A 17,768-nucleotide genomic window follows, 5' to 3' on the forward strand; every position below is an offset into this window, starting at 1 on the left:
AAATTTCATTTCCAAGGAGCAATCAATATGCAAAAAGAAGTTTTCCAGGCCGACAACGACGGCCTGTACCTGTACCAATCCGTCGCAAACGAACTGGCGTTGACGCCCGGCACGTTCAACATCCCCTACGGCGCCTACGAGGACGCGCCGCCGGCGCCGCCGGCCGGGAAATGGCCGCGGCGCGTGGGCGATGCCTGGGCCATGGTCGACGACTATCGCACCACGCCGCTGTGGGTGGTGGAGACGGGGATGCCGTATTCGATCGGCGCGGAGCATGACAGCGCCGGCGGCAAGGTCAGCTATCCGGGCTGGGGGCAATTGCCGGCCTGGCTGACCTCGGTGGAACCGCCACGACGGGACGAAAGCGCCACCGTATAGCCGTCAGGCGGCCAGGGGCAGGGCCTCCATTTCGACTTCGCGCTCGCGCCGCATTTCCTCGAGCTGGCGCCGGCCCAGCTGGCTGCGCGCCAGCTTCTGCGCCAATTCGCGCCCATGTGGGTGGTAGTACCGCAGCAGCATGCGGGTGTCGACGTTGCCGTTGACCTTGGCCAGTTCGTGGATCTGGAACACGGTGGCCAGTTGCGAGGTGCCTTCGTGCCGCAGGTCGTGAAAGCGCAGGTCGCGAAAGTAGGCGGCGTTGGGGCGCCGGCCGTAGTGCCGGCACATGCCCTCATAACGCAGGCGGGCGCGGCGACGCGCGCGGATGAAGGCACGCGTTACCGAGCCCGGCTGCATCGTGAAGATGCGGCCGCGCATCGGCTTGCCCGTGACCCAGCGACGCAACGCCTCGCGCGCCCGGGGTGTCAGCGGTACGTCGCGGGCCCGGCCGTTTTTCGTATGCGGCAGATGAACCACCCCATGCATGAGGTCCAGGTGCTCGCGCTGGATGCCGACAACCTCGGAGCGGCGCATCCCGGTTTCCTTGGCCACCGTCAGGATCGTGGGCAGTTCGGTCGAACGGGTGGCGCGGATGATCCATTCCAGCTCTTTGCGGGGACAGTCGTCCTCCGACAGTCCGCGCAGGGTGATGCGGTCGAACAGGCGGCGGTCGCGCGCGTCATCCACCGCAGGGCGTCGCACCAGTTGGACAGGATTGGCCAACTGGTCGAAGCCCCAGTCTTTTCGAATCACGGTGTAGACATGCGACAGGAACGCCATGCGCCGCACCACCGTGGCTGGCGCCCGATCCTTGAGCCATTCATCGCGCAGTTCCGTCAGATCGGAGCTGCGGATGCGGTCCACCGGTCGGATGGCCAGGCGCGTGGCGCGCCAGATCCGCGCGATCGACTGTTCCGAGGTATGTCCCTTCTTGGTGGCGGAAACCTCGACGAGATAACGCGTGAGCGCCTCGGCGAGCGTGGGGGCGGGCTTGCGGCGAGGTTGGCGGCGGGTCCAGGGTTTCATGGCGGGTCGGGCAGAGAGAGGGAAGGGCAATAGACAGGAAAGATACCAGTACCGATGCGGGCAACTCCCGCGTCGAACGGACGACAGTGTCGCCCGGATTTCAAATTTTTCATCCGGTGCGCCCCCGCGGCGCCCGTGATGTTCACGGGAGGCAGCGATGCGCACCGTCGACAGGAGCGGTGTAACCATGGAACCGGCATCTACGGGATTGGGCGGGTTCGCCGCCCTGAAAATTGCGCTGGCTTTCGGCATGCCGGCGGCGATGGCGGCCTTGATCGGCATGTTGCTGATGCCGCCGCGCAGCCCGCGCGAGTTCGTCGCGCGCACCGCCTGTACGGTGGTCAGCTCTTTTCTGTTCGGGCCTTTGCTGGCGATCGGCATGATCGCGTGGATGCCCGACATCATGTCGTCCGCCTACTGGATGGCGCAACGCACCGGCCTGGGCGAGGACGGGCTGCTGGCCATGTTCTACGTGCTCGGCCCCTGCATGCTGCTGGCCGGGCTGCCGGCCTGGTGGGTGCTGGGCGCCTACCTGCGCCTGACCGCCAAGTTGCAGAACCAGGACCTGGTGGATTGGGCGGTGGAGATCCGGCGTAAGACGCTGGGGATGGATACGCAAACGGACAAGGAGGGCAGGCATGACGCTTGACCAGATCATGGATGAGGCGCTGCGGCTGGCGCTGGCGCTGTTGCCGGCGCGCATGGATACGCGCGAGGCGCAATGCATGCTGTTGGCGATCGGCTTGCAGGAGAGCCGCTTCGTGCACCGGCGCCAGATCGGCGGACCGGCTCGCGGTTTCTGGCAATTCGAGAAGGGCACGCGCGCCAGCCGTGGCGGGGTGTGGGGGGTATTCCTGCACGCCGCGAGCAAGGCGCACCTGGCCGTGCTGTGCCAGGCGCGCGGCGTGGCCTGCGATCCGGACGCGATCCACGCCGGGCTCGAGCATGACGATGTGCTGGCGGCGGGCGTTGCGCGCCTGTTGCTCTGGACCGACCCGCAGGCATTGCCGCCGGTTGGCGATGCGGTCGCGGCCTGGGCGCTGTATCTGCGCACCTGGCGTCCGGGCAAGCCCAAGCCGGACAGCTGGCCGGCCCTGTATTCACAGGCGGTGGCGGCCGTGCGGGCCCGGGCGGACAGGAGGGCGACCCATGTTGCAGCAGTGGATTAAGCGGGGCCTCGGCGTAATGGCGGCAGTGCTGGCGGGCCTGGCCGCCATTGCCGGGGTTTATTGGCGGGGGCGGGCCATGGGCCGGGCGCGGGAACGCTCGGACAATGCGGCCCGCCTCCAGGAGCGGGCTGGCCAGGCTCGCAGGGAGGCCAGGGATGTGCAGGAAAAGGTGGCTCGCAGCGATGACGACGCCGTGGCTGATCGCCTCAAGTCTGGGTGGGTGCGCGCCGCTCCCCCCTCGGACCGGGATTGAGTATTGCGATCATGCGCGGCCGGTGTATTTCAATTCCTCGGCCGAAGTCGATGCCACGCCAGCGGCCATTCGCCGCCAGATACTCGAACATAACGAGATGGTTGCCCGGCTCTGTTTTTGAGGTAAATTGGGGACGCGACTTTTCCGTTGCGGGCACATCCGATTGCCGGCGCCGGTTCAAGGGCGGATGGATACGTCGCGGTCTGGTTCTGCAATAATTTCTGGTTTGCCGTGCTGCCGGGTTCCGGTCCGGCCGATAGTTCCAGGAGACGCGCCATGGGTCAGAAAGTGCAGTGTCGGCAAGCGCTTTGCGCCGCGCAAAAGCGCCAGGAAAAATAATATGGCTGATGGCGAAAGCCTGGCCGCCACGCAGGTTCGCCCGCGCTACCGGTATTCGATGCGAGCCGGTCTGCTGGTGCTGGTGTTCGCCTGTATCGCGCCGGCCCTGATGGTGGCCTCGGTCGCGGTCTACGAAAGCTATCAGATCCAGCGCGAGCGGATTTTCCGCGACACGATTTTCCTGGCGCGCAATCTGACCGCCATCCTCGACCGTGAAATGACTGGGGTCGAGGCCGGTGTGCAGATATTGGCTTCGTCGCCCGACCTGCTCGCAGGGGATCTGGCGGGATTCCACCAGCGCGCGCGCGATGCCATCAAGTTCCAGATCGTCGACAGTTACGTGCTGACCGACAAGGATGGCCACCAAGTGGTCAACACGTTGGTGCCTTATGGCACGGCGCTGCCATCCTCGGGCGTGTCGCAGGAGCTGACGCGGGTGTTCCGGGCGCGCGAACCGGTGCTGAGCAGCCTGTTCACGGGGGCGGTCAGCCGGGTCCCCGTCATTGCGCTAGGGGTGCCGGTGGTGCGGGGCGACGAAGTCATCTACAGCCTCAATGTCGGGCTGTCGCCCGAGCGCATCGGCAATGTGCTCGGCCGGCGCGGCCTGCCGGAGGGCTGGGTGGCGGCGGTGCTGGACAGGAGCGGCACCATCATTGCGCGCACCCGCGACGCCGAGAGGTATGTCGGCCAGAAGGCCGTGCCGACGCTGGCGCGGGCGGTGCAGATGGAAAGCGAGGGTTCGCTCGAATCCACTACCAAAGAGGGCACGCCGGTCTACACCGCCTTTAGCCGTTCCTCGCTGACCGGCTGGACCATCGCCGCCGGGGCGCCGATGACGCTGGTGACGACCGACCTTTACCGTTCCATCGCCTGGCTGGCGCTGGGCACGCTGACGGCCTTCAGCCTGGGCCTGTGGCTGGCGTTGCGCCTGGCGAATCGCCTGACGTCGGCGGTGCAGGGCCTGGTGGGGCCGGCGCTGGCGCTGGGCGAAGGCCGTACCGTGGAGTTGCCGGCCACGAGCGTCAAGGAGGCCGAAGAGGTTGGCACGGCGTTGTTGCAGGCCTCCCGCATGCTGGCGCACGCGCAGCACCTGGCCCACTACGATCCCCTGACGGGGCTGTGCAACCGGGTGCTTTTCGGCGAACTGGTGCTGCGCGAACTGGCCGTGGCCCAGCGCAGCGGCCAGTCCTTCGCCATCCTGGCAATCGATCTGGACGGCTTCAAGGCCGTCAACGATCTGCATGGGCATGCGGCCGGCGATACCGTGCTGAAAGAGGCCGCTGACCGCATGGCGCGTGCCATCCGGGTGTCGGATGTGGCGGCGCGGTTGGGGGGCGACGAGTTCGCGGTGCTGCTGCTGGAGAGCGACCAGGACGGGGCCCAGGCGGTAGCCGAGGCGCTGGTCGAAAGCCTGTCGCTGCCCTATCCCAAGATCAGGGTGGCGGTGTCGGCCAGTGTGGGGATCGCGGTGTATCCGCAGTCGGGCGTCACCATGCTGCAGTTGCTGGAGCGGGCCGATGTCGCGCTGTATCGGGCCAAGGGCCTGGGCAAGCGGCGGGTGGCATCCGATCGCTGACGCGGTTGATCCCGGCATGCCGCCGGGGCGCCGCGATGCGGTTCAGGCATCGTGGCGCGGCGCCGGCGCGGGCGCGAGCGCGGTCAGCACTTCACCCGACTTCAAGCGGTAGCGCCGTTCGCCCAGGGCGATGACGCGTTCGCCTTCCGTCGTCCTGAGGATGTAGCGAGTGACCGGGGGCGGGCCGGCTTGAGGGTCGGCCTGCGAGAACACTTCGATGCGATAGAGTCGGCCCGCTGCCGTGGCGGCGAGTACGTCGGCCAGTCTGCGTACAGAGATTGTCATGCGGCTTGGTCTCCCTCTTGTTCCTAGTCGGACGGTTGCGCCGCGCGCCGGCATCGATTCCCTGGATGCCGGCCATGCCGCGGCCCTGTTCCCGTTTTCGCTACACTGCGTCGTTCTCGCGCGTGGCCCGGCGCGGCGTATCGGGTGGAAATCGGGTAATCGGAAAAAGTGATGCAACATGCTCCCGGCCGGAATACGGCGACATTCCTGGGACTGATGGCTGTCGTGCTGTGGGGCACCGTCGTCGGCCTGATCCGCAGCGTCAGCGAAAGCTTCGGGCCGATCGGGGGCGCGGCCCTGATCTATACGGTCGGTTCGATCTTCCTGGTGCTGCTGTTGGGATTTCCCCGGCTGCGCACTTTCCCGCGGTCTTATCTGGTGTGCGGCAGCGTCCTCTTCGTGGCCTATGAAATCTGCCTGTCGCTGTCGCTGGGCTTTGCCGCCAACCGCGGCCAGGCGATCGAGCTGGGCATCGTCAATTACCTGTGGCCGTGCTTCACGGTCATCCTGGCGATACTGATCAACGGCCAGCGCGCGGGCGCCTGGGTGGTGCCGGGCATCGCGCTGTCGCTGTGCGGCATCGTCTGGGTGGTCGGCGGCGACGGCGGCGTCTCGTGGCAGCGCGTGGTCGCCAATGTATCGAGCAATCCCCTCAGTTATGGCCTGGCGTTCAGCGGTGCCATCATATGGGCCGTTTATTGCAATGTCACCAAACGCTTTGCCGACGGCAAGAACGGCGTGGCATTGTTTTTCATGTTGACCGCGGCGGCGCTGTGGATCAAATACGCCCTGAGCGCGGAACCGGCGCTGGCATTCAAAGGCGCCGCGGTGCTGGAGTTGTGCGTGACGGGCGGCGCCATGGCGGCGGGCTATGCGCTGTGGAACGTGGGCATACTGAACGGCAATTTGACCTTGCTGGCCACGGCGTCGTATTTCACGCCGGTGCTGTCGACTTTTTTCGCGGCGGTCTGGCTGTCGACGCGCCTGACCGCGACGTTCTGGCAAGGCGTGGCCATGGTCACCGCCGGCTCGTTGATCTGCTGGGCGGCGACACGCGGCCGGCCGGCCCGGGGTGGGTAACCCCCGGGCGTCGAAAAGCGGGATCGATCCCGGTTCAGCCGCGCAGCGGCTGCGCGCTCATTCCAAAACCATGGTCTGGGCCACGGCGTAGCCCAGCGGAATGAGCAACAGGGAAGCGAACAGGGAACTGACAATCGCCGCCGATATCTTCAGCCAGGGCTCGGGCCCCGCGCTTTGAATCGTTTGAATCACCAACGCGACGATACCCACAACCATCAAACAGCTGATTACCACTGCTACGTAAGTCATGTTGTCTCCGTCCTCGCCTGATTAAGGGATTGCGGCGCCGTTGCTACGGTCTAGGTGTTTGGTCTGATTGTGCGCCTGTATTGGGGGGCATGGCGCTAGGGTTTTCCTGGCCCCCGCCAACCGGTGTGGCGTTTTCGCCGCGCACGCTGCAGCATGAAATCGGTGTGCGGCGCAACATTCCCGCCGTGTCGCGGAGCACGCGCTTTGCGCTACGATGGCGGCGTCGAATCACTCGAATCTCCTCTTGAGGCCGCGAAATGCCGCAACGACTCCGCCCCGGCACGCGCGCCACATTGCAGATCAGGCAATTGCTGCCGGGCGAGTTCGCCTGGATCATCACCTTGCTGGATCCGGATACGGGCAATGTGCGCAGCACCAATTATTCCGAGCGCCGCTACTCCAGCCACGACGAGGCCTCCGCTGCCGGCAAGGCCGCGGTAATGGAATTCCTGGGAAACCAGAACGACGGGGACGCCAAGACGTCCAGGCCCTGAGACCGCTTCCCAATGCCCCCAAAGCCCTCGAACGAGGGCTTTTTTTCGTTCCGCGAGCCGGTGCGGACATGGGCACGGCAATTGCTGATAGCGGACCGGCGCGTTTTGGCGCCGCCGAGGAGATCCGCCATGTCTGTAATCCAACACCGTCCGCCAGGCGCGCCTGACGACGTGCCGGCCGACGATCCGCCGCTGCCCGGCAATCCGCCGCCGGACGATCCGCGTCCGGACCCCCGTCATTTGCCCGGCGACCCGGGCGGACCCGATGTCACCCCGCCTGCGCCCAATCCGCGTGCGCCGGGCACCATCGACCTGGCCTGATCCGCCGGGAATCATTTCGCTCGAGCAAAGGAGGCTTGTATGCGTTCCATTCTGCTGTGGCTGTTGGGCGTGCCCATTCCCATCATCATCCTGCTGGCGCTGTTCTGGCATTGAAGGACGGCTTGAATCCGCGCCGGCAACCGCCGCGCGCGAACTGAACAAGGAACCACCATGGAAAATGCAATATCGGGCGGCCGCGCCCTGGACGGCGCGCCAGCGGTGCGCGAATCGGCGGTCTCGGCCGTTTCCTGGGCGGCGGTGTTCGCCGGCGCAGTGATCGCCGCGGCCCTGTCGCTGGCATTGTTTGCCGGCGGTTCCGGGCTGGGCCTGCTGTCGGTTTCCCCTTGGAGCGGGGAAGGCCTGTCGGCTCCGGCCGCCGGCATCGGCATCGTTGCCTGGATGCTGTTCACGCAGATCGTGGCCTATGGCATCGGTGGCTATGTCGCCGGTCGCCTGCGCACCAAGTGGGTGGACGCGCATCTTGACGAGGTCTATTTCCGCGATACCGCGCATGGGTTCCTGGTGTGGGCATTGAGCGCCGTGGTCAGCGCGGCATTGCTCGGGTCTGCGCTCGCGACGCTGGCCTCCGGCGCGGCCAAGGCTGGCGCTTCGGTGGCGGCGGGAGCCGGCGCGGCCGTGACCGCCACCGCGGCCGCTGGCGCGGGGGCGGGCGGCGGCATGGATCAGGCCGGCGACTATTTCACCGATGTGCTGCTGCGCTCGGAGCGGCCGGACGCCGCGGGCGACCGCGTTGCGGCCCGGGCCGAAGTCGGTCGGATCGTGGCGATGAGCCTGGCGCGCGGCGAGATGGCGCCGGCGGATCGGGATTACGTGGCCAAGGTGGTCGCGGCCCAGGCGGGCATTGATCCGGCCGCGGCGCAACAGCGGGTCGACCAGACCCTGCAGAGCGCCCGGCAGGCGGTTGATGACGCCAAGCGCAAGGCGCGCGAGGCCGCCGACCAGGCGCGCAAGGCGGCGGCGACCGTGGCGCTGTGGGGCTTCGCGTCCATGTTGATCGGCGCGTTCGTGGCCAGCCTGTGCGCCACCTGGGGCGGCCGGCGCCGTGATCTGCCGTTCAAGGTGTAGCGCAGGGGTGTCGCGCCGGGGTTTGCCGCAAGGGCGGGCGTTGCTGGAACAGCCCGTCGCGCCAAGGCCCCGCGGCCGGCAGCTCCGGCGCGATGCGATGATGGGTACCGCATACGGGGGAGGACAGACGACACCCCCAGGCGTTCGCGCCGCAGGTATGAGGGCGGGCGGCGCGGGGGGACCGATGCGCGATCATGTCGTATTCCAAGCCGTGGGTGAGGGCGGTGCGTGACAGTAGGGGGCGGTGTTTTAAGCCGGCGCCTTTAAACCGATACGGTGCCCACGTCGATGCAGCCCCAAGCCGCCGCTGCCGCCCAGTCCATGGAAAATCGCCATCGGTAGGTATTTTTTTCCGCGTATTTTTTCCGCGTATTTTTTCCACTTTGGGGCCGCCTCGCACAATCCACGAGGGGCGCTGCACGCCGCCCCGCCTTTTGCACCCACCCGGCGCCAGGGGCGGCCCACCAGAACCGGCGCCAGGGGCGACCCACCAGAAATAACGCGCGGGTCGCGCGGCCTAAATGAAAAAGGCCTTCACGCAAAGTGAAGGCCTTTTGAATTCCTTGGTGGCGCATCCCTGATTCGAACAGGGGACCTGCGGATTATGATTCCGTCGCTCTAACCGGCTGAGCTAATGCGCCATTCTTATCGCCGCTCAATTCAAAGAGAGTCAAGCAACGAAGAACGAAATTCTAGCATGGAATTTTCGGCCGATGCAACTGTCCCAGGCAGCTTTTTTTGCTTGCCGCCTCAATCGTCCCGGGCCAGGCGGATGCCGGAGAACTGCCAGCGGGCCTCGGGCGGAAAGAAGTTGCGGTAGCTGGGGCGGATGTGGCCGCGCGGCGTGGCGCAGGAGCCGCCGCGCAGCACGTACTGGTTGCACATGAATTTGCCGTTGTATTCACCCACGGCGCCGGCATCGGGGGTAAAGCCGGGATAGGCGTCATAGGCGCTGGCGGTCCATTCCCAGGCATCGCCGTACAACTGCGCGGGCCCGCTGGCGCCGAGCCGGGCTGGCGCGGGCCGGGGATCGAGATGGCCGTTTTCCAGCAGGTTGGCGCGGTTCGAGCGGGCGCCGTCGGGCAATTGCCGGGCGGCGTGCTCCCATTCCGCCTCGCGGGGCAGGCGCACCCGGGCCCAGCGCGCATAGGCGTCGGCCTCGTAATAGCTGATATGGGTGACGGGCGCCTGCAACTCCAGCTCCTGCATGCCGCGCAGCGTGAAGACGCGCCAGTCGTCGCGCTGGCCCTCCCAGTAAAGCGGCGCGCGCCAGCCTTCGGCACAGACCCGTTCCCAGCCCAGCGACAGCCACAGTTCCGGCCGTTTGTAGCCGCCGTCGCGGATGAACGCCAGGTACTCGTGCTGCGTCACCAGGCGATCGGCCAGGTGAAACGGCCGCAGCAACACCTCGTGCGCCGGCCCTTCGTTGTCGAAGGCGAAATCGCGGCCATCATGGCCGATGCGGACCACGCCGCCGGCGTAGCGCGTCCAGCCGGCCGGCGTGCCCGGCGGCAGGGCCGGCGAGCCCGAAGCCACATAGGCAGGCCGCAATGGATTGGCGTATAGCAGGTGCTTGAGATCCGTCAGGATCAGTTCCTGGTGCTGTTGCTCGTGGTTCAAGCCGAGTTCCAGCAGCGCGTCAAAGGCGGGATCGTTGCCGCCCAGCCGCGAGATCAGCGTGTGCATCGCCTGGTCCACATGCTGGCGGTAGCGCATCACGTCCGCCAGCGGCGGCCGGGTCAGCAGGCCGCGTTGCGGCCGCGGATGCTTGGCGCCGACGGCGTTGTAGTACGAATTGAACAGCATCCGATACTGCGGATGGAACACCGGCACGGGCGGCGGGAAATGGGTCAGCAGGAAGGTCTCGAAGAACCAGGTGGTGTGCGCCAGGTGCCATTTGACCGGGCTGCAGTCCGGCATGGACTGCGCCTGGCAGTCCTCCGGACTCAAAGGCGCCGCCAGCGCCATGGTGGTGGCGCGTACGGCGTCGTAGCGGTCGTGCTGGCCGGCCTGTCCGGCCGCGTAGGGGCCGTTGGCGGGATGGGTCAGCAGGCAGGCAGGTTCCATGGCGATCCTCCGGGGCGGGTTGAGGGGAGCCGCGTCAGGCGCGGGCGCTGAATACCGAAAACCAGCCGCGTGTGTCCGACCAGTGCTCGATGCCGTCGAAGCCCGCCCGCCGCAGCAGATCAGTGAAGGCCGGCGGCGTGAACTTGTACGAGTTTTCCGTGTGGATCCGTTCGCCGGCGGCGAAGTGGCGCGCATCGCCAGGCCAGGTGACGGTGACCGGATGGCGCGCCTGCAGGTGCATTTCAATGCGTGACCGTTCGCTGTTGAACAGCGCCACATGGGACCAGTCGCCCACGTCGAAGTCGCTGCCCAGCACGCCGTTGACGTGGCGCAGCAGGTTGAGGTTGAAGGCGGCCGTCAGATGCAGGGCATCGTCGTAGGCCGGTTCCAGGACCTGCCGGGGCTTGACCCGGTCGACGCCCACCAGCAGCCCGCCGCCCGCGCATTGGCGCCGGATGCGTCGCAGCATCGCCAGGGCGGCGTCCGGATCCAGGTTGCCGATGCTGGAGCCGGGGTAGAAGAACAGGCGCTGCTCGGGCGCGATGTCGGCGGGCAGCGCCAGCGCCTGGGAAAAGTCCAGGCCGATCGGGGTGATGCGCAGGTCGGGATACGACAGGCGCAGCCGGCGCACCGCCGATTCCAGATAGTCGGCGGAGATGTCGATGGGCACGTAGTGGCGCGGCCGCAGGCTGGCGAACATCCGTTCGGCCTTGGCACAGTCGCCCGCGCCCAGGTCGATCATGGTCTGTACCGGCCCGATGTGGCGGGCAATGTCCTGGCCGTGGCGTTCGAAGATCTCGGCCTCGCAGCGCGTCGGGTAGTACTCGGGTAATTGGGTGATGGCGGTAAAGAGCGACGAGCCGAGCGCGTCGTACAGGAACTTCGGATCGATATGGGCGGGGTCGTCCAGCAAGCCGTCGCGCAATTCGTGCTGCTCGGCGCTGTGGGGCTGGGGGGAGGGCGCGAGGAAGTGCGGGTCGGCGCCAGCGAGCAGTGCGGAGGGGGAGACCATGCGTTCAGTTCCTTTTTGAGGCTGATGAAGCGCATTGCAAAGGCTTATTGTGGCCGCCAGAGGGGTTCTGGTGTCAAGTCTAAGCGCCTGAAATGCAATGGACTTTTACTAAATCAACGTGACCGGAGGAGCGGCGGGTCCACGGGCGTGGGCCGCCGGGCCGGGATGCTCAGCAAGTTCCGCGCCGCTGAAATATCGGTTAACGGCTGGTTGCGAAAGCTCGGGGCGCGCCGCGCCGGGAATGGCCACAATGGGACACGGTCTGGCGCCATGCGCCCGGCCCCCGCCGGGCACGGCGTCGCGTCGTGCCCGACAGGCCCCATACACCACAAGCAATAAGGAGCGACCATGAATCGAAAGCACCAACGCGCTGAAATGGCCCTGCATCGCGAACGCGTCAGCGATAGCTTCCAAGAGCTGCTGGCCGGAACGGAAGACCTGCTGCGTTCGACGGCTTCATATACGGGCTCCGAGATCGAGGCGGCGCGCGCGCGCCTGAAGCAGCAACTGGCCGATGCGCGCGAATCCGCGGGGGACTGGGAAGGCGCGGCGCGGGAACGGGCTCGCCGCGCCAAGGCCTACGCCGATGAATATGTCCATGAACACGCGTGGAAGTCGGTTGGCGTGGCCACGTTGGTGGGGGTATTGCTGGGCTGCTGCCTGCTGGCCAATCGGCGCTGAGCCGGTCTGCCATGAGGCCGCCATCGGCCCCGTCCCGCGACGTCCGCGCGGCGGCGTGGACCGCGTCCGCGGCGTGGCGGCGCGGGTGGCGGGCGGTAGCGCTGGCCTGCTGCGCCGCCATGCTGGCCGCTTGCGCCAGCGTGCCCGATGCGCAGGAACGGGCCGCCCGCAAAGCGCAGGCCGGCCTGTCGGCCGACGCGGCCCGGGACAGCTACCGCCGCGGCCACGACATCGCGGCGGATCCCCGCAACAACCGGGAGGATTTCCTTGCCCGCCACTTGGCGGTGGAAGAAGCCGTCAGCGGCGCGCCGCTCATGGCGGGCAATCGCGTGCGCCTGCTGGCCGACGGCCCGGGCACCTACCAGGCCATGCTGCGTTCCATCGCGCAGGCGCGGCGCTACGTCCACATGGAAACCTACATCTTCGACGATGACGAAGCGGGGCGGCGCTTTGCCGAAGCCCTGATCGCCGCGCGCAACCGCGGCGCCGACGTTGCGTTGATGGTGGACGCGGTGGGCACCATCAAGACGCCCGATGCGCTGTTCCAGCGACTGCGCGACGCGGGTGTGCAGGTCGCGGTCTTCAATCCTGTCAGCCCGGTCAACGGCAGCCGCGCCGGCTGGTCGCCCAACCAGCGCAACCACCGCAAGATCCTGGTGGTGGATGGCAAAGTCGGCTACCTGGGAGGCATCAACGTCAGCGCCGTGTACGCCTCATCGCCGGCCGGCGGCAGCGGCGGCTCGGGCGGCGGCGTCGGCAGCGGGGCGGATGGCGCGGATGGCGCGCGCGCCGATGCCGATGGCGCGCCCTGGCGCGACACGCACCTGCGTATCGAAGGGCCGGCGGTGGCGCAGCTGGAGGCGGTGATCCAGGACGGCTGGCAATCCCAGGCCAAGGAGCCGCTGCGGGGCGGCGGCCAGGTCATCGCGCCGGCCGCCGCCGGGCCGACCCGCGTGCGGATCCTGGCCAACCAGCCCGATCGCAGCGACGGCTATACCGTCTACCTGACGCTGATGTCCGCCTTTGAAAGCGCACAGCGCTCGATCCACATCACCATGGCGTACTTCGTGCCGGATCCGGCCTTTGTCGATGTCCTGGCGGGCGCCGCGCAGCGCGGCGTGGACGTGGTGCTGGTGCTGCCCGGCTTCAGCGATTCCTCGCTGGTGTTCAACGCCGGGCGCTCCCACTACACGCGATTGCTGCAGGCCGGCGTGAAGCTGTACGAGCGGCGCGACGCGCTGCTGCATGCCAAGACGGCGGTGGTCGACGGGGTCTGGTCCACCGTGGGTTCGAGCAACATGGATTGGCGCAGCTTCGCGCTGAACTACGAGGTCAACGCGGTGGTGCTGGGGCCGGAGTTCGCGGCCGAGATGGAGGCATTGTTTCAGCGCGACGTGGCCGAGTCGGTGCGCATCACGCCCGAGGCCTGGCGGGCCCGGGGCGTGGATGACCGATTCATGGAGTTCTTCTCGCGCATGTTCGAGCGCTGGCTGTAGGCCGGGTTGCCCCCGCGGACGAGCGCCAGGACGGCCTGCGCCGCCGCCGGCCGTCAGGCCGGCGTGCCCTGGGGCGGATGCGTTATGACGTATTCCTGCGCCAGGGCGGTGCTGATGTCGTGCGTGGGCTGGAACGAATCGGCGCGCGCCATCGACCAGCCGGCGCGAAACACCTGGTGGCGGAACTCGCCGCGCAGCAGCTCGCCGGGGGCCAGCTCGGGAAACAGCGCCGACAGCAGCCGGATCTCGCTCGATGAAATGCGGCGCGCGATGTGATGCGGGCGCAACTGGCTCGGATGGGTCAGGCCCGCGGCCGCCAGCAGTTCGGCCAGCGCGTGCAGCGTGTTCTTGTGGAAATTGGCCACGCGCTCGGCCTTGTCCGGCACCACCAGGGCGCGCTGGCGCAACGGATCCTGGGTGGTGACGCCGGTGGGGCACTTGCCCGTGTGGCAGGCCTGGGCCTGGATGCAGCCGATGGCGAACATGAAGCCGCGCGCGGCGTTGCACCAGTCCGCGCCCATGGCCATGACGCGGGCCATGTCGAACGCGGTGATGATCTTGCCCGAGGCCCCCAGTTTGATGCGGTCGCGCAGGTTCACGCCGATCAACGTGTTGTGCACCAGGCGCAGCGCCTCGCGCAGCGGCGTGCCGACGTGGTCGACGAACTCGACCGGCGCGGCGCCGGTGCCGCCTTCGGCGCCGTCGACCACGATGAAATCGGGCGTGATGCCGGTTTCCAGCATGGCCTTGACGATGGCGAACCATTCCCACGGATGGCCGACGCAGAACTTGAAACCGACCGGCTTGCCGCCGGACAGCTCGCGCAGGCGTGCCACGAACTTCATCAGGCCAATGGGCGAGTCGAAGGCCGAGTGGCTGGCGGGTGAGTTGCAGTCCTGCCACGGCGCCACGCCGCGCGCCTCGGCGATCTCGGGCGTGACCTTGCCGGCTGGCAGGATGCCGCCGTGGCCCGGCTTGGCGCCCTGCGACAACTTGATCTCGATCATCTTCACCTGCGGCGTACAGGCGTTCTTGACGAAGGCTTCCTCGGAGAAGGCGCCGTGCTCGTCGCGGCAGCCGAAGTAGCCCGAGCCGATGTTCCACACCAGGCTGCCGCCGGGCTGGCGATGGTAGCGGCTGATGCCGCCCTCGCCGGTGTCATGCGCGAAGTTGCCTTGGCGCGCGCCTTCGTTCAGCGCCAGCACGGCGTTGGCCGACAGCGCGCCGAAGCTCATGGCCGAGACGTTGAAGGCCGACATCGAATACGGCTGGCTGCAGTCGGGCCCGCCGACCGACACGCGGAAGTCGGTGTCGCCGATGTGGGTGGGCGACATGGAATGGTTGATCCATTCGTAGCGGTCGCCGTACACGTCTTCCTGGGTGCCGAAGGGGCGCTTGTCGATCTCGCGTTTGGCGCGCTGGTACACGATCGAGCGCTGCGCGCGCGAGAACGGCGAGGCCTGCGTGTCGTCTTCCAGGAAGTACTGGCGGATCTCGGGACGGATGAATTCGAACAGGAAGCGCAGGTTGCCCAGCACCGGATAGTTGCGGCGGATGGCGTGGCGCGTCTGGATCAGGTCGTACACGCCCAGCAGGCCCAGCAGCACCAGCGGCACGGCGGCCCACAGCCACCAGTACGAGTCCGTGAACACCAGGATGGTGGTCGCGGCGGCGGCCACCAGGGTCAAGATAAAAGCCGTGAAGCGGCCGGCGATCCATTGCATGGTCCATCTCCGTATTGCGGAATGCAGCAACCATACACCAGGGCGGCTGTAAAACCGGTAAACGGGCGGGGCGGCGGGGCGCGCTTTCCGGACCCGTCCGTCACCCCGGAAACGGCGCCAGTGCTGGCGCTGCGGGGCGCGGATGTAAAAAAGCCCCCTTTTCGGGGGCCGCTGCTGGAACAGTGTTTCTCAGCAGCTGGATGCCGACGGCGTCTTTTCCACCGCCAGGCCGAACAACGGACGCAGGCGCACGCCCAGGGCGCTGCCGGCGAAGGCCGCCGGCAGCCACAGCCAGGCATGCAGGCTGCCCGACAGGATGCCGCTGAAGTAGGCGCCGATGTTGCAGCCGAAGGCCAGGCGGGCGCCGTAGCCCAGCAGCAGGCCGCCGATGACCGCGCCGGCCAGCGAGCGGGCCGGCACCTTCCAGACCGGCGCGAACTTGCCGGCGGCGCTGGCCGCGGCCAGCGCGCCCAGCATTAGGCCGATGTCCATCACCGTGGTCACGTCCTGGCGCAGCGGCGCGCCCAGCGCGGCCTGCTTGCTCCAGTAAGCCCAGGTGGCCACGTCGCCGCCCATCGCGTCCAGCGCCTTGGCGCCCCACAGCGCGAACGCCGAGGTGATGCCCCAGGGGCGGCCGGCCAGCGCCAGCGTGGCGAAGTTCAGCGCCACCAGCGCCACGCCGCCCCAGATCAGCGGCCACGGGCCCTGCAGCAGCGAGGCCGGGCGCGCGGTGCGCGAGGCGAACGAGATCACGTGGCCGTGGCGGCGTTTTTCCAGCACGGTGGCGATCCAGGCGATCAGCGCGAACACCGCCAGGTTGGCGATGATGGCGGGCGCCAGGCCCCAGGTCTTGATGAGCGAGGTCGGCGCCAGCGCGGGCAGGGTCGACCACCAGCCGAAGTGGGCGGTGGCGATGACCGAGCCGATGATGAAGAACAGCAGCGTGACCAGCATGCGGGTATTGCCGCCGCCCACCGCGAACAGCGTGCCCGAGGCGCAGCCGCCGCCCAGCTGCATGCCGATGCCGAACAGGAACGCGCCCAGCAGCACCGACACGCCCGGGGGCGAGACCAGGCCGTTGACCGGCTGGCCGAACAGCGAGCCTTGCGCCAGGAACGGGAAGAACAGCAGCACGCCGATGGCCAGCATGAACATCTGCGCGCGCAGGCCGGCGCCGCGACGGTCCGACACGAACACGCGCCATGCCTGGGTGAAGCCGAACGAGGCGTGGTACAGCGCCACGCCCAGCAGCGCGCCGACGATCCACAGCGCGCCCTGGCGCCAACTGACGGTCTGGTTCAGGTACAGGGCGCCGGCCAGCACCAGCAGGAGCGCGATCCAGAGCGGCTTGCGGTTGATCTGGATGGGCGGCAGCGCCGAGGGCAGAGGCAGGGTGGAGGCGTTGGTGCTCATGATCGGGGTCCGAGGCAATCGGTAGGGCCGGAATGCGGCGAAGGAAAAGCAAACGGGCGCGTCGCCGCACCCGTCATCGTGGCGTCCAGTCTAAAGGGCGTGGAACATTTCTCAAAACACAAATTCAAGCTTTTTTAATAACCAGAAGTTATATAAACGGCATTATCCAGCCGTTATGTGATCGGGTTGGCGCTGATCCAGGCCACCAGCAGGCTCACCGTCAGGACCGACAGCACTGTCGACACCAGAATGGCGCGGGACGTCACGCGCGCGTCGCGTCCGTACATCTGCGCCAGCATGAAGGGACCCGTGCCGATCGGCAGCGCGCTCATCAGCACCGCCGTCCAGGCCCACAGCGGCGGCATGGAGAACACCTGGAACGCCAGCAGCGCGGTCACGGCCGGTTGCAGCAGCAGCTTGCCGGCCACCAGCCGCAGCACGCCCGGTCCCGGGCTGGCGGTCTCGGTCTGCGCCAGGAACAGGCCGATGGTGACCAGCGCGCAGGGGCTGGCGGATGCGCCCAGCAATGACACGTAGCGATCCAGCCCCTCGGGCAACGTCAGCCCGGTGCCGGCCCACGCCAGGCCCAGCACCGGCGCGGCCAGCAGCGGATTGCGCATCAGCGCGCGGCCGACCTTGACCAGCGTGGCGCCCAGGCCGGGCGCCTGCTGGCGGTCGAACTCGATCAGGGCGATGGCGAAGCCGAACAGCACGCTGGCCGTCATCAATGTGGTGAAGGCCGCCGGCGCCAGGCTTTCGGCGCCAAACAGCGCCAGGCACAGCGGGATGCCCATATAGCCGGCATTGGCGTAGGCCGCCGCCAGTCCTTCGATGCTGCGGTCGGTCAGGCCGCGCGGGCCGCGCTTGCGCGGCAGGAACGACAGCGCGAAGGTGACGGCGATGCCGCCGGCGAACGCGCCGACGAAGCCCCAGTGCGCCATGTGCGCCAGATCCACCTGCGTCATGGCGCGGAACAGCAGCGCCGGCAGCGACAGGTAGACCACGTAGCGGTTCAGCGCGTCGGTGGCGGCCGGCCCCAGGATGCGCCAGCGCGCCGCCAGCCATCCGGTCAGGATCAGCGCGAAGACCGGCAGGGCGGCGGTGATGACGGCATTCATG

19 protein-coding genes and 1 tRNA gene are annotated in these 17,768 nt (G+C 67.7%); 11 read left to right on the top strand and 9 right to left on the bottom strand.

Annotated elements, in window-relative coordinates:
- The first annotated feature begins 27 nt into the window (after positions 1-27).
- The gene (locus AruCF_RS06005) at positions 28-378 is read left to right on the top strand and encodes a hypothetical protein (protein ID WP_049072548.1); all 351 of its coding nucleotides are present in this window, start codon (positions 28-30) and stop codon (positions 376-378) included.
- 3 nt (positions 379-381) lie between these two features.
- Here the strand turns inward: AruCF_RS06005 and AruCF_RS06010 are convergent, their stop codons facing one another.
- A complete protein-coding gene (locus AruCF_RS06010) occupies positions 382-1,809 on the bottom strand; it encodes a tyrosine-type recombinase/integrase (protein WP_254431173.1) in 1,428 nt (475 codons plus the stop codon).
- On the opposite strand from AruCF_RS06010, the gene AruCF_RS29775 reads away from it, so the two are divergent.
- The 4 genes from AruCF_RS29775 (at position 1,796) to AruCF_RS06030 (ending at position 4,741) form a co-directional block, all read left to right on the top strand.
- Positions 1,796-2,053, top strand: coding sequence for a hypothetical protein (locus tag AruCF_RS29775; RefSeq protein ID WP_254431174.1), 258 nt, complete (start codon positions 1,796-1,798; stop codon positions 2,051-2,053). The two genes, AruCF_RS06010 and AruCF_RS29775, sit on opposite strands and share 14 nt — an antisense overlap.
- The gene (locus tag AruCF_RS06020; protein WP_049072551.1) at positions 2,043-2,573 is read left to right on the top strand and encodes a hypothetical protein; all 531 of its coding nucleotides are present in this window, start codon (positions 2,043-2,045) and stop codon (positions 2,571-2,573) included. The genes AruCF_RS29775 and AruCF_RS06020 overlap by 11 nt, the downstream gene beginning before the upstream one ends.
- Positions 2,554-2,826, top strand: a complete 273-nt coding sequence (locus AruCF_RS06025; RefSeq protein WP_049072552.1) for a hypothetical protein — start codon at positions 2,554-2,556, stop codon at positions 2,824-2,826. The genes AruCF_RS06020 and AruCF_RS06025 overlap by 20 nt, the downstream gene beginning before the upstream one ends.
- A gap of 340 nt (positions 2,827-3,166) precedes the next feature.
- Positions 3,167-4,741, top strand: coding sequence for a sensor domain-containing diguanylate cyclase (locus tag AruCF_RS06030; protein ID WP_049072553.1), 1,575 nt, complete (start codon positions 3,167-3,169; stop codon positions 4,739-4,741).
- A 42-nt stretch (positions 4,742-4,783) separates the two neighbouring features.
- On the opposite strand, the gene AruCF_RS06035 is transcribed toward AruCF_RS06030, so the two are convergent.
- Positions 4,784-5,026, bottom strand: a complete 243-nt coding sequence (locus AruCF_RS06035) for a 6-phosphofructokinase (protein WP_049072554.1) — start codon at positions 5,024-5,026, stop codon at positions 4,784-4,786.
- Between the two features lie 171 nt (positions 5,027-5,197).
- Between AruCF_RS06035 and yddG the strand changes: the two genes are divergently transcribed.
- Entirely contained in the window at positions 5,198-6,106 is a 909-nt protein-coding gene (yddG, locus tag AruCF_RS06040) for an aromatic amino acid DMT transporter YddG (RefSeq protein WP_049072555.1), read from the top strand.
- A 57-nt stretch (positions 6,107-6,163) separates the two neighbouring features.
- Here the strand turns inward: yddG and AruCF_RS06045 are convergent, their stop codons facing one another.
- Positions 6,164-6,355, bottom strand: a complete 192-nt coding sequence (locus AruCF_RS06045; RefSeq protein WP_049072557.1) for a hypothetical protein — start codon at positions 6,353-6,355, stop codon at positions 6,164-6,166.
- Positions 6,356-6,612: 257 nt separating this feature from the next.
- Between AruCF_RS06045 and AruCF_RS06050 the strand changes: the two genes are divergently transcribed.
- From AruCF_RS06050 to AruCF_RS06060, 3 genes are all read left to right on the top strand, one after another.
- Positions 6,613-6,849 carry a hypothetical protein gene (locus AruCF_RS06050; protein ID WP_049072559.1) on the top strand — a complete coding sequence of 79 codons (237 nt, stop codon included), beginning with the start codon at positions 6,613-6,615 and terminating at the stop codon, positions 6,847-6,849.
- Between the two features lie 129 nt (positions 6,850-6,978).
- Positions 6,979-7,170, top strand: coding sequence for a hypothetical protein (locus tag AruCF_RS06055; protein ID WP_049072561.1), 192 nt, complete (start codon positions 6,979-6,981; stop codon positions 7,168-7,170).
- Positions 7,171-7,341: 171 nt separating this feature from the next.
- The gene (locus AruCF_RS06060) at positions 7,342-8,256 is read left to right on the top strand and encodes a hypothetical protein (protein ID WP_049072564.1); all 915 of its coding nucleotides are present in this window, start codon (positions 7,342-7,344) and stop codon (positions 8,254-8,256) included.
- A gap of 564 nt (positions 8,257-8,820) precedes the next feature.
- Here AruCF_RS06060 and AruCF_RS06065 read toward each other — a convergent pair.
- The 3 genes from AruCF_RS06065 to egtD form a co-directional block, all read right to left on the bottom strand.
- Positions 8,821-8,897, bottom strand: a tRNA-Met gene (locus tag AruCF_RS06065).
- 109 nt (positions 8,898-9,006) lie between these two features.
- Positions 9,007-10,323: an ergothioneine biosynthesis protein EgtB gene (gene egtB, locus AruCF_RS06070; RefSeq protein WP_049072565.1), complete on the bottom strand. Its 1,317-nt coding sequence runs from the start codon at positions 10,321-10,323 to the stop codon at positions 9,007-9,009.
- A 34-nt stretch (positions 10,324-10,357) separates the two neighbouring features.
- On the bottom strand, positions 10,358-11,335 hold the full coding sequence (egtD, locus tag AruCF_RS06075) for an L-histidine N(alpha)-methyltransferase (protein ID WP_049072567.1): 978 nt from the start codon (positions 11,333-11,335) through the stop codon (positions 10,358-10,360).
- A 348-nt stretch (positions 11,336-11,683) separates the two neighbouring features.
- On the opposite strand from egtD, the gene AruCF_RS06080 reads away from it, so the two are divergent.
- Positions 11,684-12,016: an ElaB/YgaM/YqjD family protein gene (locus AruCF_RS06080; RefSeq protein ID WP_049072568.1), complete on the top strand. Its 333-nt coding sequence runs from the start codon at positions 11,684-11,686 to the stop codon at positions 12,014-12,016.
- 119 nt (positions 12,017-12,135) lie between these two features.
- Complete coding sequence (locus AruCF_RS06085) at positions 12,136-13,512, top strand: phospholipase D-like domain-containing protein (RefSeq protein ID WP_049072571.1); 1,377 nt, start codon at positions 12,136-12,138, stop codon at positions 13,510-13,512.
- A 53-nt stretch (positions 13,513-13,565) separates the two neighbouring features.
- Here AruCF_RS06085 and AruCF_RS06090 read toward each other — a convergent pair whose 3' ends face one another.
- The 3 genes from AruCF_RS06090 to AruCF_RS06100 form a co-directional block, all read right to left on the bottom strand.
- Positions 13,566-15,236, bottom strand: coding sequence for an FMN-binding glutamate synthase family protein (locus AruCF_RS06090; RefSeq protein ID WP_049072572.1), 1,671 nt, complete (start codon positions 15,234-15,236; stop codon positions 13,566-13,568).
- A gap of 189 nt (positions 15,237-15,425) precedes the next feature.
- The gene (locus AruCF_RS06095; protein ID WP_049072574.1) at positions 15,426-16,649 is read right to left on the bottom strand and encodes a YeeE/YedE family protein; all 1,224 of its coding nucleotides are present in this window, start codon (positions 16,647-16,649) and stop codon (positions 15,426-15,428) included.
- A gap of 173 nt (positions 16,650-16,822) precedes the next feature.
- Positions 16,823-17,767, bottom strand: coding sequence for an AEC family transporter (locus tag AruCF_RS06100; RefSeq protein WP_049072576.1), 945 nt, complete (start codon positions 17,765-17,767; stop codon positions 16,823-16,825).
- Between the last annotated feature and the right edge of the window lies 1 nt (position 17,768).

Source organism: Achromobacter ruhlandii, from assembly GCF_002082135.1.
Taxonomy (GTDB): domain Bacteria; phylum Pseudomonadota; class Gammaproteobacteria; order Burkholderiales; family Burkholderiaceae_B; genus Achromobacter; species Achromobacter ruhlandii.

Excerpts from the sequence above, each read along its gene's own strand:
- AruCF_RS29775 (WP_254431174.1), top strand. The coding sequence starts at position 1,796 with ATGCCCGACATCATGTCGTCCGCCTACTGGATGGCGCAACGCACCGGC.
- AruCF_RS06095 (WP_049072574.1), bottom strand. The coding sequence starts at position 16,649 with ATGAGCACCAACGCCTCCACCCTGCCTCTGCCCTCGGCGCTGCCGCCC.
- AruCF_RS06005 (WP_049072548.1), top strand. The coding sequence starts at position 28 with ATGCAAAAAGAAGTTTTCCAGGCCGACAACGACGGCCTGTACCTGTAC.
- AruCF_RS06080 (WP_049072568.1), top strand. The coding sequence starts at position 11,684 with ATGAATCGAAAGCACCAACGCGCTGAAATGGCCCTGCATCGCGAACGC.
- egtB (WP_049072565.1), bottom strand. The coding sequence starts at position 10,323 with ATGGAACCTGCCTGCCTGCTGACCCATCCCGCCAACGGCCCCTACGCG.
- AruCF_RS06050 (WP_049072559.1), top strand. The coding sequence starts at position 6,613 with ATGCCGCAACGACTCCGCCCCGGCACGCGCGCCACATTGCAGATCAGG.
- AruCF_RS06025 (WP_049072552.1), top strand. The coding sequence starts at position 2,554 with ATGTTGCAGCAGTGGATTAAGCGGGGCCTCGGCGTAATGGCGGCAGTG.
- AruCF_RS06100 (WP_049072576.1), bottom strand. The coding sequence starts at position 17,767 with ATGAATGCCGTCATCACCGCCGCCCTGCCGGTCTTCGCGCTGATCCTG.
- AruCF_RS06090 (WP_049072572.1), bottom strand. The coding sequence starts at position 15,236 with ATGCAATGGATCGCCGGCCGCTTCACGGCTTTTATCTTGACCCTGGTG.
- AruCF_RS06020 (WP_049072551.1), top strand. The coding sequence starts at position 2,043 with ATGACGCTTGACCAGATCATGGATGAGGCGCTGCGGCTGGCGCTGGCG.
- AruCF_RS06045 (WP_049072557.1), bottom strand. The coding sequence starts at position 6,355 with ATGACTTACGTAGCAGTGGTAATCAGCTGTTTGATGGTTGTGGGTATC.
- egtD (WP_049072567.1), bottom strand. The coding sequence starts at position 11,335 with ATGGTCTCCCCCTCCGCACTGCTCGCTGGCGCCGACCCGCACTTCCTC.
- AruCF_RS06035 (WP_049072554.1), bottom strand. The coding sequence starts at position 5,026 with ATGACAATCTCTGTACGCAGACTGGCCGACGTACTCGCCGCCACGGCA.
- yddG (WP_049072555.1), top strand. The coding sequence starts at position 5,198 with ATGCAACATGCTCCCGGCCGGAATACGGCGACATTCCTGGGACTGATG.
- AruCF_RS06055 (WP_049072561.1), top strand. The coding sequence starts at position 6,979 with ATGTCTGTAATCCAACACCGTCCGCCAGGCGCGCCTGACGACGTGCCG.
- AruCF_RS06060 (WP_049072564.1), top strand. The coding sequence starts at position 7,342 with ATGGAAAATGCAATATCGGGCGGCCGCGCCCTGGACGGCGCGCCAGCG.
- AruCF_RS06085 (WP_049072571.1), top strand. The coding sequence starts at position 12,136 with ATGCTGGCCGCTTGCGCCAGCGTGCCCGATGCGCAGGAACGGGCCGCC.
- AruCF_RS06010 (WP_254431173.1), bottom strand. The coding sequence starts at position 1,809 with ATGATGTCGGGCATCCACGCGATCATGCCGATCGCCAGCAAAGGCCCG.
- AruCF_RS06030 (WP_049072553.1), top strand. The coding sequence starts at position 3,167 with ATGGCTGATGGCGAAAGCCTGGCCGCCACGCAGGTTCGCCCGCGCTAC.